Origin of the sequence: Nocardia violaceofusca NBRC 14427, assembly GCF_963869435.1 — a bacterium.
GTDB classification, from domain to species: Bacteria; Actinomycetota; Actinomycetes; order Mycobacteriales; family Mycobacteriaceae; genus Nocardia; species Nocardia aobensis.
Genome location: NZ_CAWMPM010000005.1, coordinates 285,450 through 301,009 on the forward strand (window position 1 = coordinate 285,450; position 15,560 = coordinate 301,009).

Here is a 15,560-nt window from a genome sequence, read left to right on the forward strand (position 1 = left end):
AATCCTTCGATCCGTCGTGGCGCCGCTGCTTGTGGAGAAATTACCGCTTCCAGAACCTAACGCTAATCCGAGCCTCAGGCCTCTTCTTCACCGGAAACCTGGTCGGGCTCATCAGCGTTACGAGCGATCGCCAGCAAGGTATCGCCCTCGCCGAGGTTCATCAAACGCACGCCCTTGGTCTGCCGGCCCGCCTTGCGTACCTGATTCGCCGCCGTCCGGATGACACCGCCGCCGGACGTGATGGCATAGAGCTCGTCATCGTCGTCGACGATGAGCGCTCCTACCAGACTGCCACGCTTCGGGTCGTACTGAATCGTCAACACACCTTTACCGCCGCGGCCCTGTGCGGTGTACTCCTCGATCGCGGTGCGCTTGGAGTATCCGCCCGCGGTCGCGACCAGCAGATAGGTGCCGTCGCGAACGACGTTGAGCGACAACAGCTCATCGTCGGCGTTGAACCGCATCCCCTGCACGCCCGAGGTCGCGCGGCCCATGGGACGCAGCACCTCGTCGTTGGCGGTGAACCGGATCGACTGTCCGTGCGCGGACACCAGCAGCAGATCCTCCTCGGCCGAACACAGTGCGGCGCCGACCAATTCGTCACCATCGCGCAGATTCACCGCGACGATGCCGCCGGTGCGGTTGGAGTCGAAGTCGGTCAGTTTCGACTTCTTCACCAGGCCGTTGCGGGTGGCCAGCACCAGATACGGGGCGTCCTCGTAGGTCTTGATCCGGATGACCTGGGCGATCTTCTCCTCCGGCTGGAACGCCAGCAGGTTGGCCACGTGCTGGCCACGCGCGGTGCGGTTGGCCTCGGGCAACTCGTAGGCCTTGGCCCGGTAGACCCGGCCCAGGTTGGTGAAGAACAGCAGCCAGTCGTGGGTCGAGGTCACGAAGAAGTGCTTGACCAGATCGTCCTGCTTGAGGCCCGCGCCCTGCACGCCCTTACCGCCGCGCTTCTGGCTGCGGTACAGATCGGTCTTGGTGCGCTTGGCGTAGCCGGTCGCGGTGATGGTGACCACGACGTCCTCGCGAGCGATCAGATCCTCGTCGGCGACGTCACCGTCGGCCGCGACGATCTTGGTGCGGCGGTCGTCGCCGTACTTCTCGACGATCTCGGCCAGTTCGTCGCGCACGATGGCACGCTGACGTTCCGGCTTCTCCAGGATGTCCTTCAAATCGGCGATCTCGGCCTCGATGCGGGCCAATTCGTCGATGATCTTCTGCCGCTCCAGGGCCGACAGGCGCCGCAGCTGCATATCGAGGATGGCGGTCGCCTGGATCTCGTCGATCTCGAGCAGTTCCATCAGGCCGGTGCGCGCGGTGTCGGTATTGGCCGAACGCCGGATCAGGGCGATGACCTCGTCCAGCATGTCCAGCGCCTTGACCAGGCCGCGCAGGATGTGCGCCCGCTCCTCGGCCTTGCGCAACAGGTAGCGGGTGCGCCGGACGATGACGTCCAACTGGTGATCGACGTAGAGCCGGATCATCTGGTCCAGCCGCAGCGTGCGCGGCACACCGTCGACGATCGACAGCATGTTGGCGCCGAAGCTGGTCTGCAGCTGGGTGTGCTTGTAGAGGTTGTTCAGCACCACCTTGGCCACGGCATCGCGCTTGACCGTGACCACGATCCGCATACCCGCGCGGTCGGAGGATTCGTCGTGGATATCGGAGATACCCGCGATCTTGCCGTCCTTGACCTGCTCGGCGATCGAGTTGATGAAGTTGTCGGTGTTGACCTGGTACGGCAGCTCGGTGATGACGATCGTGGTGCGACCGCGATTGTCCTCCTCGATCTCCACCACACCGCGCATCCGGATGGAACCGCGTCCGGTGGTGTAGGCGTCGTGGATGCCCTGGCTGCCGACGATCAGGCCGTAGGTCGGGAAGTCCGGCCCCTTGACGCGCTCCATACACGCGGCGAGGGTGGACTCCTCGTCGGCGTCGTAGTTGTCCAGCGCCCAGTAGATGGCGTCGGCCAACTCGTTCAGGTTGTGCGGCGGGATATTGGTCGCCATACCGACGGCGATGCCGTTGGACCCGTTCATCAACAGGTTCGGCACCCGGCTGGGGAGAACCACGGGCTCCTGGGAGCGGCCGTCGTAGTTCGGCGTGAAATCGACCGTCTCGTGGTCGATTTCACGGAGCAGCTCCATCGCCAGCGGGGTGAGCCGGCACTCGGTGTACCGCATGGCGGCCGCGCCGTCGTTACCGCGGGAGCCGAAGTTGCCCTGCCCGTCGACCAGCGGATACCGCAGCGACCACGGCTGCGCCATGCGCACCAGGGTGTCGTAGATCGAGGCGTCGCCGTGCGGGTGGTAGTTACCCATGGTCTCGGCGACCGGACGCGCGGATTTCACGTAACCGCGGTCGGGCCGGTAGCCGTTGTCGTACATCGCGTAGAGCACGCGCCGGTGCACCGGCTTGAGGCCGTCGCGCACATCGGGCAGCGCACGGCCCACGATCACGCTCATCGCGTAATCGATGTAGCTGCTCTGCATTTCGTTCTGGATGTCGACCGGCTCGATCCGGTCGCCCGCACCACCTTCGGGCGGCAGGGTGGTCTCAGTCATGAATTCTCCTTAACAGGCCTGGGCGGTGTGACGGGCGCGCGGGCGGACCGCGCAGCACCGGTTACACATCGAGGAAGCGGACGTCCTTGGCGTTGCGGGTGATGAAGCTGCGACGCGCCTCGACGTCTTCACCCATCAGCACGGAGAACAACTCGTCGGCCGCGGCCGCGTCGTCCAACGTCACCTGACGAAGCACCCGCACCGAAGGATCCATGGTGGTTTCCCACAGCTCCTTGGCGTTCATCTCGCCGAGACCCTTGTAGCGCTGGACGCCGTCGTCCTTGTTGATCTTCTTACCAGCGGCCAGGCCGGCCTCCAGCAGACCGTCGCGCTCGCGGTCCGAGTAGGCGAATTCCGGATCCGAGCGCTGCCACTTCAGCTTGTACAGCGGCGGCTGGGCGAGGTACACGTGCCCGTGTTCGACCAGCGGGCGCATGAAGCGGAACAGCAGGGTGAGCAGCAGGGTCGAGATGTGCTGGCCGTCGACGTCGGCGTCGGCCATCAGCACGATCTTGTGATACCGCAGCTTCGAGATGTCGAACTCGTCGTGGATACCGGTGCCGAAGGCGGTGATGATCGACTGGACCTCGTTGTTCTTGAGGACCCGGTCGATACGCGCCTTCTCGACGTTGATGATCTTTCCGCGCAGCGGCAGGATCGCCTGGTACATCGAGTCGCGACCGGATTTCGCCGAGCCACCGGCGGAGTCGCCCTCGACGATGTAGATCTCGGACTTGCTCGGATCCTTGGACCGGCAGTCGGCCAGCTTGCCCGGCAGCCCGCCCAGATCGGTGGCGCTCTTGCGCCGCACCAGCTCACGAGCCTTGCGGGCGGCGACGCGGGCCTGCGCGGAGGACACCGCCTTCTGCACGATCGTCTTGGCATCGGCCGGATTGGCCTCGAACCAGTGCGCGAGATGTTCGTTGCAGGTGCGCTGGACGAACGACTTCACCTCGGTGTTGCCGAGCTTCGTCTTGGTCTGGCCCTCGAACTGCGGCTCGCTGACCTTGACGCTCACGATGGCGGCCAGACCCTCGCGGATGTCGTCGCCGGTGAGGTTGCCGTCCTTCTCCTTGAGGAGCTTCTTGTCCTTGGCGTACTTGTTGACCACGGTGGTCAGCGCCGCGCGGAAGCCCTCTTCGTGGGTACCACCCTCGTGGGTGTTGATGGTGTTGGCGAAGGTGTGGACGGATTCGGAGTACCCCGAATTCCACTGCATCGCGACCTCGAGCTCGTGGCCGGTGCCCTTGCTGGTGAACGAGACGACGGTGTTGTGGATCGCCTGCTTGGTGCGGTTGATGTGCTTGACGAAATCCTCGAGCCCGCCCGGGTAGTGGTAGGTGCGAGTCTTGACCTTCGGCTCCGGCGGCGCGGCGCTGCCCTCGTCGTGCTTGGGCGCCTCGGCGGTCTCGCTGACCACCTCGTCGGTGACCTCGGCCTCGCTGACCCGCTGGTCGGTGAGGGTGATGGTCAGGCCCTTGTTCAGGAACGCCATCTCCTGCAACCGGCGCGAGATCGTCTCGAAGTTGTAGGTCGTGGTCTCGAAGACGTCCGGATCCGCCCAGAAGCGCTGCGTGGTGCCGGTCCGGTCGGTGGGCTCGCCCTTGACGAGCTTGCCGGGCTTGGCGTCCTTGTACTCCTGGCTCCAATGGAAGCCATCGCGGTCGATCTCGGTGACCATCCGGCTGGACAGCGCGTTCACCACGGAGATACCGACACCGTGCAGACCACCGGACACGGCGTAGGCGTCCGAGTCGAACTTGCCGCCGGCGTGCAGCTGGGTCATGACGACCTCGATCGTGGGCACACCGGTGGCGTGCATCGCCACCGGGATACCGCGGCCGTCGTCGACGACCTCGACGCCGCCGTCGGCCAGCAGCGTCACGTCGACCCGGCTGGCGTAGCCGGCCATCGCCTCGTCGACGGAGTTGTCCACAACCTCCCAGATCAGGTGGTGCAGACCGCGCTCACCGGTGGAACCGATGTACATACCGGGGCGTTTGCGGACCGCCTCGAGTCCTTCGAGAACGGTGATGTTGGAGGCACCGTAGTCCTTGTTGCCCGCTTTCGCCTTGGACGAGCCGCTTGCGTTGGAGTCGTTGGCAGCCACTGCTCGGTAGCTCTCCTTACTTGCTGATCCCTCGATGCGACGTCGGACAACACACACAGACCGAGCCCCGTATGGCCTCTGCTCGAGATGTTCGAACTGCTCGAGAATTACGGGTCCTCGCGCGTGCTGCACGGAACGCGCCGAAGGTATCGCCGCTAGTTACTCTTCCATCCTACTGGTACCCCCGGCACAGGATGCACCTATGACACCCCTGAGAGCGTCGTGAGTGCGTGAAATCGGTCGCCACCGGGTCCGGTTATAGGCGAACCCGCTCCCGTGAGCCTCAGCGGACAGCGACGGGCACTCGGATCCCGCGCCGGAAAGTTACGCCGATGTGGTTCCGCACGAGACGATGCTGCGCACCGGTTCCACGTGAAACTCACGGACCCGGATCAGCCGTAGGTGTCGCGCGGACCGCGCCCCTTGATATGCCGCTCGCCCTTGCGCCAGCTGGGTGCGGCGGGACCGCTGATCTTCAGCGAGGTGACCACGCCCTGACCGACCGCGGCGTTGATCTTCGCCAATATCTGCGCCTGCAGCATCCGCAACTGGGTGGCCCAAGCGGTGGATTCGGCCTGGATACTCAGCACGCCGTCGGTGAGCGATACCGGGTCGGCATGCGCCGCGATATCGTCGCCGACCACGGCCGACCACCGGCCGAAAACCATTCCCTCGGCGACCTTTCCCGACCATCCGCGACTCTTGGCCAGCGATCCGGCCAGTGCGGAGAGCAGTTGCGGATCGCGCTCGTCGGGCCGCGCACCGGACCAGCCGGAGCGGCGGCGCAAGGCTCGTACCCCGCCCTTACGCGGTGAGGCTCGCCCCTGGCCGACCGCCTTACCGCTGGCACGGGCCGCGGCGCGCGCCTCCTCCAGGGCACGGCGTGCCAGGTCCACACCGCGCAGTTCCGGTTCGGGAACGGCGGACGGCGGGGAGCCGTCTTCGCGCCCGGGTTCTGCGGCCACCTTCGACTCCTTTCCCGTCCGATCACTGCATTGCGGCAAGGCTAGCCGCTGGGTCCGACAACTCGCGCCCCTTGCACCCAGGGCGATTCGGCACAGATGCGCCGATCACCGTCACCCGATGTGCCGGCCTTCGGTGGGCTCGTCCGAGAGGGGCTCATCCGCGCGCGACGGTGGCTCGACGATGCGCGAGGTCCGCCCGTCCGCGACGCCGTCGGTCTCGACCCGGACCGGATTCGCCTCGAGTTCCGGCGGCACGTCCTCGGGCACCGCTGCGGTGATCAGCACCTGTTCGGCGCCGGCGGCCACCGCCGCCAACGCGGTGCGACGGCGGCGATCCAATTCCGCGAAGACGTCGTCGAGCAGCAGGACCGGATCCGTCCCCGCGCTGCGCAGCAGTTCGAAGGCGCCCAGTCGCAGGGCCAAGGCGAACGACCACGATTCCCCGTGGCTGGCAAAACCTTTCGCGGGCGCCGAACCGAGCATCAGATCCAGATCGTCGCGATGCGGGCCGACCAGGCAGACACCGCGCTCGAGTTCCTTGCCGCGCGCGGAAGCCAACTCGCCCAACATATTCGCCTCCAGCGCCTCGACATCCCCGGGCTGTGGAGAACGCTGTGGATCCAGGAATTCCTCGGGCAGCGCGGAACTGCGGTAGCGGATGGCCGCGGTCCGCGATTCCGGTGCGATGGACCGATATGCCTGCTCGAGATAGGGGTGCAGTTCGTGGACCAGCCGCAGGCGCTGGGCCAGTAGTTCAGCACCGTGTGCGGCCAGATGTCCGTCCCAGACGTCGAGGGTGCTCAGTTCGGCCGGCGCACCGGCGCGCGAACGAGCCTGCCGCCCAGCCGTTTTCAACAGCGCCGAGCGCTGCCGCAGCACGCGGTCGTAGTCCGAGCGGACCGCGGCCAGGCGCGGCAGCCGGGCGGTGGCCAGTTCGTCCAGGAAACGGCGGCGCTCGGAGGGATCGCCGCGGACCAGCGCCAGATCCTCCGGCGCGAACAACACGGTCTGCAGGATGCCGAGAATCTCGCGCGTGCGGCGCACCGGCGACCGGTTGATCTGCGCGCGATTGGCGGCGCCCTGGTTCAACTCCACATCGATGCGCAGTTCGCGGCCACCGTTGACGACGGTCGCGCCGATCCGAGATCGCTGCTGCCCCAACCTGATCAGCGGGGCATCACCGGCAACCCGGTGGGAACCGAGTGTGGACAGATATCCGACTGCCTCGACGAGATTGGTCTTACCGTTGCCGTTCGCCCCCAGGAAAACGGTTCTGCCTGTGGGTAATTCGAGGTCGGCGTGCTCCCAGGAGCGGAAATCACGCAGTGTGAGCGTCCGGATGTGCATAGCTGAAACCGCCGTCACCAGGCACTTTGTGACGGACGGGTCGAAATGCACACGCGCCCGGGGTTTTTCACAGGTTTATCAACATCTCCACAGGTCGGGGTGAACGAATGCCGCCTCGCCGGTCGTATCGCGGCCGGCGAGGCGGGAACCATGGGGATCGGATCGATCAGCCGGGCAAACGAACCGGCATCAACAGGTAGATGTAGTCGCTCGACAGCGCCGCGAACGCGCCGGAGTCCGACAGTTCCGGTTCGTCGTCGGTGGTCGGGCACATCACCGCCGGGCGGCTGGGAGTGGTGAAACCGAAGGTCACCCGGTCCGAATGCAGCGCCGACAGACCGTCGTTGAGGTAGCCGGGGTTGAAAGCGATGGTCAGCGGTTCACCGCGGAACTCGGCCTCCAGCCATTCCTCGGCGCGACCGGCGTCGTCGCCACCGGCGGAGAGCTGCAGACCCTGATCGGAGAACTCGAGCCGCACCTGGGCGCCACGCTCGGCCACCAGGGCTACGCGCTTGATGGCTTCGATCAGCGCGCTCACCTGGAGGGTCGCAATCGAGGTGTGCTCCTTGGGGAGCAATTGGCGGAACTTGGGGAATTCCGCGTCGAGCAACCGGGTGGTGGTCCGGCGGCCACCGTTGACGATCCCCAGCAGTCCGTCGGTTCCGGTGCCGAAGGCCAGCTGGACGGGCGCATCGGAGGCGCCGAGCGTCTTCGCCGATTCCGACAGGGTGCGCGCCGGGACCAGGACCGCGGTCTCCACATCCGGGCGACCGGGCTGCCACTCCAGATGCCGCACCGCGAGGCGGAAGCGGTCGGTGGCCGCCAGAACCACCTGGGAGCCGTCGATTTCGACGCGGATACCGGTGAGCATCGGCAGCGTGTCGTCGCGACCGGCGGCGACCGCAACCTGGCCCACGGCCTCGGAGAACAGATCCACACCCAGTTCGCCGGTCTGCGGGGGCAGTTCGGGCAACTGGGGATAGTCCTCGACCGGCATGGTCGGCAGCGAGAACTTGGCGCTGCCACAGGCGATCAGCACGCGGGTGCCGTCGACCGAGACGTCGACCGGCTTGTTGGACAGTGCCTTGGTGATGTCGGCCAGCAGGCGACCGGAGACCAGCACCTGTCCCGGGCCGGCCACCTCGGCGGCGACGCGCATCTGCGCGGAGACCTCGTAGTCGAATCCGGAGACCGTGAGGCCGTCCTCGTCGGCCACCAGCAGCACACCGCCCAGGACGGGCACGGGCGGGCGAGACGGCAGGCTACGGGCCACCCAGGCGACGGATTCCGCGAAATCCTCGCGAGCGACCCGAAACTTCATACTTGCAAGCTCCATCGCTCGGTATGTCCTCTCCCAGTCTCGATCGGTCGTGATCTGTTCGACGCCGTGGTCAGCGTGGTTCATACAACAGCGTGGTTCGCGCGGCAATGCGGTCGGAACGGCTCGCCCGTACGCACCGCAGTGTGGCACAGGCGACCGACATCAAACCGTACCCGCGCAAGCGGGCGATGACTACGTCACCCCCTCACCCGGTGCGTCGTCGCCGGAGGGCCGGATCCGTTCTGCTCCCTGCTTCGTTCGGATGTGGACCGCCGCGAATCGATCCGTCGGTCCCCGAGCCGAGTTTCCACACACCCTGTTTTCAAGAAGAAATCTAAAGAAGAAGAACTGAAGTAGTAGTAGGCACTGTGGATTCTGTGGACGCGGGCCGTTCGCCCAGTTCAGGAGGCGTGGCGGCGTGGGGATGTCCGGCGGGTGACTCGAGGATGAACAGTGGGCCGCTGTGGAGGCCGGAAAACTGTTCAACCTCCATCCTCGAGCCATCCTCGAGTTCTTCCATGACTCGAGACCTGTTGTACACACGTGTGTGCCGATCGGTGCACTACCGGGGGATTCCTCGAGGACCTGACAGGGAGTCCTCGAGGAATCCACATGCCGATTCGGCCGTCTTCGCAGTTCGGACCCCGTGGACGAATTCGGCTGTGGGAACTGTGGACCGAGGGCTGTGAGCGAATGCGTGCACAGGCTCACGCGTCGACTGTGCGCAACCTCGAGGACAAACGTGGGATTCCTCGAGGACTCCACAAGGACTCCTCGAGGAATCCACAACACGAAAAAGCCGATCCACCCAGGTCAACCGGGTGGATCGGCTTGTGCAGAAATTCAGCGCGAGCGCTGTTTGATTCGGGCTGTGAGTTCTTGAACCTGGTCGTAGACCCGGCGGCGCTCGGTCATCTCCTTGCGCACTTTCTTCTCCGCGTACATGACCGTCGTGTGGTCGCGACCGAAGGCCTGGCCGATCTTCGGCAGGGAAAGATCGGTCAATTCCCGGCACAGGTACATCGCGATCTGACGAGCCTGAGCCAGCGGCCGGGCCTTACCGGGACCGGTCAGTTCCTCCAGCGTGGTGTTGAAGTACTCCGCAGTCACGGCCATGATCGTCGACGCCGTGATCTCGATGGTCGTGGTGTCCGGCATCAGATCGCGCAGCACGACCTCGGCCAGCGACAGATCCAGCGGCTGGCCGTTGAGGGAGGCGAAGGCCGTCACCCGGATCAGCGCACCCTCGAGTTCACGGATATTGCGCTCGACCCGGCTGGCGATCAGTTCCAGCACGTCGTGCGGCACATCGAGGCGATCCATCCGCGCCTTCTTGCGCAGGATCGCGATCCGGGTCTCCAGCTCCGGCGGCTGCACATCGGTGATCAGACCCCATTCGAACCGGGTGCGCAGGCGTTCCTCCAGCGTCGCCAGCTGTTTCGGCGGGCGGTCGGAGGAGACCACGATCTGCTTGTTCGCGTTGTGCAGGGTGTTGAAGGTGTGGAAGAACTCCTCCTGGATACCTTCCTTACCCTCGATGAACTGGATGTCGTCCACCAGCAGGATGTCGGTCTCGCGGTAGCGGCGTTTGAACGCCACCTTCCGGTCGTCGCGCAGGCTGTTGATGAAGTCGTTGGTGAATTCCTCGGTCGAGACGTATTTGACGCGCATCCCGGGAAACAGCCGCTGGGCATAGTGCCCGGCCGCGTGCAGCAGATGTGTCTTCCCCAGACCGGATGCCCCCCAGACGAACAGCGGGTTGTACGCGCGGGCAGGCGCCTCGGCGATCGCCACCGCCGCCGCGTGCGCGAACCGGTTCGAGGCTCCGATGACGAAGGTCTCGAAGGTGTACTTAGCGTTCAAACTGGCCGAGGACGACGCGGGGGCCGGCGCCGGTGGTTCCGGCGACTTCGCGAAATACGTCGGCCAGGAATTGCGTGCGCTCACCACCGGTTCGTCGGAGTCCTCGGCCACGCCCGGGCGCTGTCCGACCTCCGGTTCCGGCGCGAACAGCGACTCCTGTCCGGGATGTCCGCCCGTCCGGGGCAGCTCCTGGTCGTGCCGCAGTGGCTCGGGCTCCCGGCGCAGCGCCTCCTGTGGATGGTGCAGTTCGTGGTCGCGGCGCAGTGAGTCCGTCTCACGCCGCAGCGAATCCGGACCGTGCAGTCCGTCCCGGCCGGACAGCGTGTCGGCGTCCCGGCGCAGGGCGTCGGGATCGCGCCGGAGTGCGTCCGGATCGTGGCGGAAGGCGTCGGGGTCCCGGCGCAGATCGTCGGGATCGCGCCGCAGACTGTCCGGATGCCGGACCAGCGCTTCGTCGTGCAGATGCGCTTCCGGGTCCCGGCGCAGCGGCGAGGATGGTCCGAGGCTGTCCGGCAATTCCCCGGCCATCGGCGCGGACGGATACTCACCCTGGGGATAGGCGGTCCGGGCCTGGTAGTCGGCTGGGGAAAGATAGCGTGGGGTGGGGAAATCGTCGGTGTCGGGATACTGCGGCGGCGCCGGGAACCCGACCGGTTCGCGGGGCTTGTCGCGCATCCGCTCGGGGCGTGAGGTGAGGCGAGCATGGCGGGCGCCGGCACCGGGACGATCCGGCGGCGGGTTGGCCGGCGCGGCGATCCGGACGCCGAGACCCTCCACCTGCGGGCCCAGCCGACGGGCCAGCGAGCGCAGGATCGGTTCGCGCAGATCGCGTTCGATGGCCTCCTGGGCCAGGGAAGAAGGCACCGAGAGCAGGGCAAAGCCTTGTGCGACCGTGAGCGGCTTGACCAGGCCGAGCCACGCCTTCTGGGCGTTGGTCACCGGCGGGATGGCTCCGTCGGTGGAGCCGGCGGTGAGCTCGGCGACCACTTCGGGCCAGACCGCGGTCAACACGTTCTGCTCGTCGTCCACGTATTATTTCCTCCCCGGAGCAACTCGACAGGAGCTCCAACGGTCGGCGACCACTGACATGCCTGGCCGTCAGCCATACGAATATGCCACTCCAGGGGTCTTTCCACACAATTATCCACAGATGTGGAGAACTGGGATGATACGTGGTTCGCTGCAACAACCCCCCGGTCAGCGCCTGGACCTGCGCTTCTGCAGCTATCTTCTAGCTATGAATCGTAGTGGGTCTCCCGTGGCTGTGACAAGGGTGGTTCACGAGTGCGCCGTCCCAACGGCGCGTCGCGGCAGCACGGTGAGTCGCCCGGGGTGAACGGCTGTCGCGGGCCGGATTCAGTGGCGGGCGTCTCATGAGGGACCCCGAGTTTGACCCTCTCCTGGCTGATCAGTACCCTCGTACAGTCACCCGTTGACGCGGTGTTGGCTGCCTGCTGCCTGGTCGAATCGTCGATCCAGCGGGACCACCACGCAATGGGCGTTGTGCCGATGAAGACCAGTTTTCATCGCGACCACATACGTTTCACCGAACAAGCTTCGGGCGCCGCCTGGCGCCCACCAACTCGAGGAGTGTTGACCGTGGCCAAGGGCAAGCGGACGTTCCAGCCGAACAACCGTCGTCGTGCGCGGGTCCACGGCTTCCGCCTCCGGATGCGCACCCGTGCCGGGCGCGCGATCGTGTCGGCGCGCCGTCGCAAGGGCCGCGCTTCTCTGACGGCCTGATCGCACGGCATCGGCATCGCCGCCATGCCTGACTCGTCGATCGTCTCGCTGCTTCCGTTCACCCGTTACGTGCTCGGACACTCGGGTGTTGCCTGAGCCGTACCGGCTGCATCATCGTGCCGACTTCTCCCGGACGGTGCGACGTGGCCGACGAGTCGGGAGACGGGACATCGTCGTGCATGTGGTGGTGCCGTCGGCATCGGCGGACATGAGATCCGACGATGCCGCGAGGTCCGACGATGCGGCGGCCCGATCGCTCGCACGCTTCGGTGGTCCTCGTTTCGGATTGATCGTCAGCAAGGCGGTGGGCACCGCGGTGGTACGACACCGCGTCGCCCGCCGCCTGCGTCATATCTGCGCCGGGGTCGTCGCCGACCTTCCGGCGGAGGCCGATGTCGTGATCCGCGCCCTCCCCGGTGCCGCGACCGCGACTTCGGCGGAGCTGGATCAGCAATTGCGTTCCGCGCTGCGGAAAATGTCTTTCGATCTCTCCGCCGCGCGCGTGGCTTCGAGTGATGCGTCATGAACCGCCTGCGCGTGTTGACGCGGCTTCCGGCGAATCTCGTGATCTTTCTGATCGAGCTGTACCGGACCTACGTCTCCCCCACCCGCATGCCGGTGTGCCGATTCACCCCGACCTGTAGTGAGTACGCGGTGACGGCTCTGCGTACTCGCGGGCTGTTCGTCGGTCTCGGATTGACGGCCGTGCGTCTGGCCAAATGTGCGCCCTGGCACCCTGGTGGGTGGGACCCGGTTCCGGAACGGAAACGGGCTGCTGCCGAAGCGGCTCACGAGACGAGCCGGGCCCATGACGAGGCGGCCGAACACAAGTCTTGTAAAGGGTCGCCGCGCGCGGTGACCGGCGACACGACCGACGGGAGTACATAGAGCCGTGCTCGACTTCATCTATTACCCGGTGTCCTGGATCCTTTGGTTCTGGCACCGGATCTTCGGGTTCGTCTTCGGACTCGGAGATTTCGACAAGGGCGCCAGCAATGGGTTCGCCTGGGCGCTGGCAGTGGTGTTCCTGGTGTTCACCCTGCGCTTGGTGCTGTACAAGCCCTTCGTCAAACAGGTGCGCACCACGCGGCAGATGCAGGAACTGCAGCCGCAGATCAAGGAACTGCAGCGCAAGTACAAGAACGACCGCCAGAAGATGGCCGTCGAGATGCAGAAGCTGCAGAAGGAACACGGCTTCAACCCGCTGATGGGCTGTCTGCCCGTGCTGGCTCAGGTGCCGGTGTTCATCGGTCTGTACCACGTGCTGCGGTCGTTCAACCGCACCGGTAGCGGTATCGGCCAGCTGCACATGACGCCCGAGCAGAACGCGATGACGCCGAACTACGTGTTCAGCGCGCACGATGTGCAGTCGTTCCTGAGCGCCCGTATCTTCGGTGCGCCGATCTCCGCCGCGATCACCTCCCCCAAGGCGACCCTGGACGCCTACGCGGATTTCGGCGGCATCCCGCACGTGTGGAACATGGTCGTCGTGGCGGTTCCGCTGATGATCGTCGCCGGCCTCGCGACCCACTTCAACGCCCGCGCCTCGGTGGCACGTCAGAGCGCGGAGGCGGCGGCGAATCCGCAAGCCGCCCTGATGAACAAGTTGGCGCTGTGGGTCTTCCCGCTCGGTGTCGTCGTCGGTGGCCCCTTCCTCCCCATCGCGATCCTGCTCTACTGGGTGTCCAACAACATCTGGACCTACGGGCAGCAGCATCTGGTCTTCGGGCGCATCGACAAGGAAGAGCAGCAGAAGAAGGAAGAGGCGATCGAGCGGAAGGCGCAGAACGCGCCGAAGCCCGGCGCCAAGCCGACCGCCAAGAAGAAATCCGGTGCCGCCGAAACGCCGGCCGTCGAGGCGGACAAGCCCGCGGCCGTAACCAACGGCACCGCCGCCTCCACGACTTCGGACTCCACGAGTTCGAGTTCTTCGGCCAAGGCCGGTTCGACCTCCGGCAAGTCGGGCTCGTCGGGTAAGTCACCCGGGCCGGGTAATCGCAAGCGATCCGGCAACAGAGGTCGAGCGAATCAGAAGCGACGTCGCTAGCGGATCCGATACGACGGATGATTCAGATTGAAGGAAACGACATATGACTGTTGAGACCGATGGAGGGGACGCCACTGTGGCCCTCGGTGTGCAGGATGATGCGGCGGCGGTGGACGACCGCGACGAGGTGACCGAACCGGATCCGACCGATGCCGAAGAGGCGTTGATCGAAGAGGGTGAGATCGCGGGCGACTATCTGGAGCAGCTGCTGGACGTTCTCGACTTCGACGGCGATATCGATCTGGATGTCGAGGGCGACCGCGCGGTCGTGAGCATCGACGGCGGGCGGGATCTGTCGAAGCTCGTCGGTCGGCGCGGTGAGGTTCTGGACGCGCTGCAGGAGTTGACCCGACTGGCCGTGCAGCAGGCGACCGGTGTGCGCAGCCGCCTGATGCTCGACGTGGCCGGGTGGCGGGCCAAGCGTCGCGAGGAGCTGAGCGCGCTCGGCACCGATGCGGCGCGGCGCGTGGCGGAGTCGGGTAAGCCCGAATCGCTGACTGCGATGACTCCGTTCGAACGCAAGATCGTTCACGATGCCGTGGCGGCCGTGGACGGTGTCGCGAGTGAGAGTGAAGGTGTCGAGCCCAACCGGCACGTGGTCGTGATCCCGGCCTGAGAATGTCGCATGGGTAAGGTAGGGCCCCCGGTTCATCGGACCGGGGGCCCTACTCTTTGTGTTGATGGATTTCGACGGTCCGGAAGGATGTTTCACGTGGAACGAGGCGCGGGTGCCACACCTCAGCACTCCCCCGGCAGTGACTCTGTCGATCTGACGCCGCCCGCGGTGGCGGCCGAGGTATTCGGCGATCGCCTCCCGCTGGCCGAGCAGTACTGCGCCGCGCTGGCGACCGCGGGCGTCGAACGCGGTCTGATCGGACCGCGAGAGGTGCCGCGACTCTGGGATCGACACATCCTCAACTGTGCGGTGTTGGGTGAGTTGATTCCCCTCGGCGCCTCTGTTGTCGATATAGGCAGCGGCGCCGGGCTTCCCGGAATTCCTCTCGGCATCGCGCGTCCGGATCTGCGCATCACACTCGTCGAGCCGTTGCTACGGCGCACCAAGTTCCTGGCGGAGTTCGTCGAATCGGCGGGACTCGAGATCACCGTGGTCCGCGGTCGTGCCGAACAGCCGGACGTCCGGAAGGAAGCGGGCGGCGCGGATTACGTGACTTCTCGTGCGGTCGCTCCCCTCGGGAAACTGGCGAAGTGGTCCCTGCCGCTGATCCACGAGCACGGCCATATGTTGGCGCTCAAGGGGTCCAGCGTCGCCGAGGAGCTCGAGCGCGATCGGATGGAATTGGCGCGGGCCGGCGCCGGCCACGCGGCGATCCTCGAATGCGGCGTCGGCATCGTGACGCCGCCGACCGTGGTGCTCAGCGTGGAGCGTGTTCCGCGCGCGGAGAAGCGGGCGAACAAGGAAGCGAATCGACGCGCCCGACGCGCACAGTAACTTTCGTTGTTTCATGTGAAACAACGCCCAGCGAAGCCGCATTCGGCGCTCGCGACGAGTCATTCCGCGCGTGTCGCATAGTGATTGCCGCGGTTCAACTTCCGTATTCTGGCCGGTGCTGGCAAGCTAGTTGTCGTCGAG

Annotated in this window: 12 protein-coding genes; 6 read left to right on the forward strand and 6 right to left on the reverse strand. The window is 65.8% G+C overall.

The window, feature by feature from the left end; translation table 11 throughout:
- Positions 1–74: 74 nt before the first annotated feature.
- From gyrA to dnaA, 6 genes are all read right to left on the reverse strand, one after another.
- On the reverse strand, positions 75–2,573 hold the full coding sequence (gene gyrA, locus AC5592_RS05970; protein WP_063008844.1) for a DNA gyrase subunit A: 2,499 nt from the start codon (positions 2,571–2,573) through the stop codon (positions 75–77).
- 61 nt (positions 2,574–2,634) lie between these two features.
- Positions 2,635–4,683 carry a DNA topoisomerase (ATP-hydrolyzing) subunit B gene (gyrB, locus tag AC5592_RS05975; RefSeq protein ID WP_036496910.1) on the reverse strand — a complete coding sequence of 683 codons (2,049 nt, stop codon included), beginning with the start codon at positions 4,681–4,683 and terminating at the stop codon, positions 2,635–2,637.
- Positions 4,684–5,075: 392 nt separating this feature from the next.
- On the reverse strand, positions 5,076–5,648 hold the full coding sequence (locus AC5592_RS05980) for a DUF721 family protein (RefSeq protein WP_051025307.1): 573 nt from the start codon (positions 5,646–5,648) through the stop codon (positions 5,076–5,078).
- 111 nt (positions 5,649–5,759) lie between these two features.
- A complete protein-coding gene (gene recF / locus AC5592_RS05985) occupies positions 5,760–6,995 on the reverse strand; it encodes a DNA replication/repair protein RecF (protein WP_063063636.1) in 1,236 nt (411 codons plus the stop codon).
- A 166-nt stretch (positions 6,996–7,161) separates the two neighbouring features.
- On the reverse strand, positions 7,162–8,331 hold the full coding sequence (dnaN, locus tag AC5592_RS05990) for a DNA polymerase III subunit beta (RefSeq protein WP_036507438.1): 1,170 nt from the start codon (positions 8,329–8,331) through the stop codon (positions 7,162–7,164).
- Between the two features lie 828 nt (positions 8,332–9,159).
- Entirely contained in the window at positions 9,160–11,208 is a 2,049-nt protein-coding gene (gene dnaA / locus AC5592_RS05995; RefSeq protein WP_036507436.1) for a chromosomal replication initiator protein DnaA, read from the reverse strand.
- A 570-nt stretch (positions 11,209–11,778) separates the two neighbouring features.
- Here dnaA and rpmH point away from each other — a divergent pair.
- The 6 genes from rpmH (at position 11,779) to rsmG (ending at position 15,419) form a co-directional block, all read left to right on the forward strand.
- Positions 11,779–11,922 (forward strand): 50S ribosomal protein L34, encoded by a 144-nt coding sequence (rpmH, locus tag AC5592_RS06000; RefSeq protein ID WP_006550910.1) that lies wholly within the window; start codon positions 11,779–11,781, stop codon positions 11,920–11,922.
- 85 nt (positions 11,923–12,007) lie between these two features.
- Entirely contained in the window at positions 12,008–12,448 is a 441-nt protein-coding gene (rnpA, locus tag AC5592_RS06005) for a ribonuclease P protein component (RefSeq protein WP_083871367.1), read from the forward strand.
- Positions 12,445–12,810, forward strand: a complete 366-nt coding sequence (yidD, locus tag AC5592_RS06010; protein ID WP_036507433.1) for a membrane protein insertion efficiency factor YidD — start codon at positions 12,445–12,447, stop codon at positions 12,808–12,810. Before rnpA ends, yidD begins: the two co-directional genes overlap by 4 nt.
- Positions 12,811–12,814: 4 nt before the next feature.
- Entirely contained in the window at positions 12,815–13,969 is a 1,155-nt protein-coding gene (gene yidC / locus AC5592_RS06015; protein WP_036507432.1) for a membrane protein insertase YidC, read from the forward strand.
- A 43-nt stretch (positions 13,970–14,012) separates the two neighbouring features.
- A complete protein-coding gene (locus tag AC5592_RS06020) occupies positions 14,013–14,585 on the forward strand; it encodes a Jag family protein (protein WP_063063637.1) in 573 nt (190 codons plus the stop codon).
- An 87-nt stretch (positions 14,586–14,672) separates the two neighbouring features.
- On the forward strand, positions 14,673–15,419 hold the full coding sequence (gene rsmG, locus AC5592_RS06025) for a 16S rRNA (guanine(527)-N(7))-methyltransferase RsmG (RefSeq protein WP_084506377.1): 747 nt from the start codon (positions 14,673–14,675) through the stop codon (positions 15,417–15,419).
- The last annotated feature ends 141 nt before the right edge of the window (positions 15,420–15,560 follow it).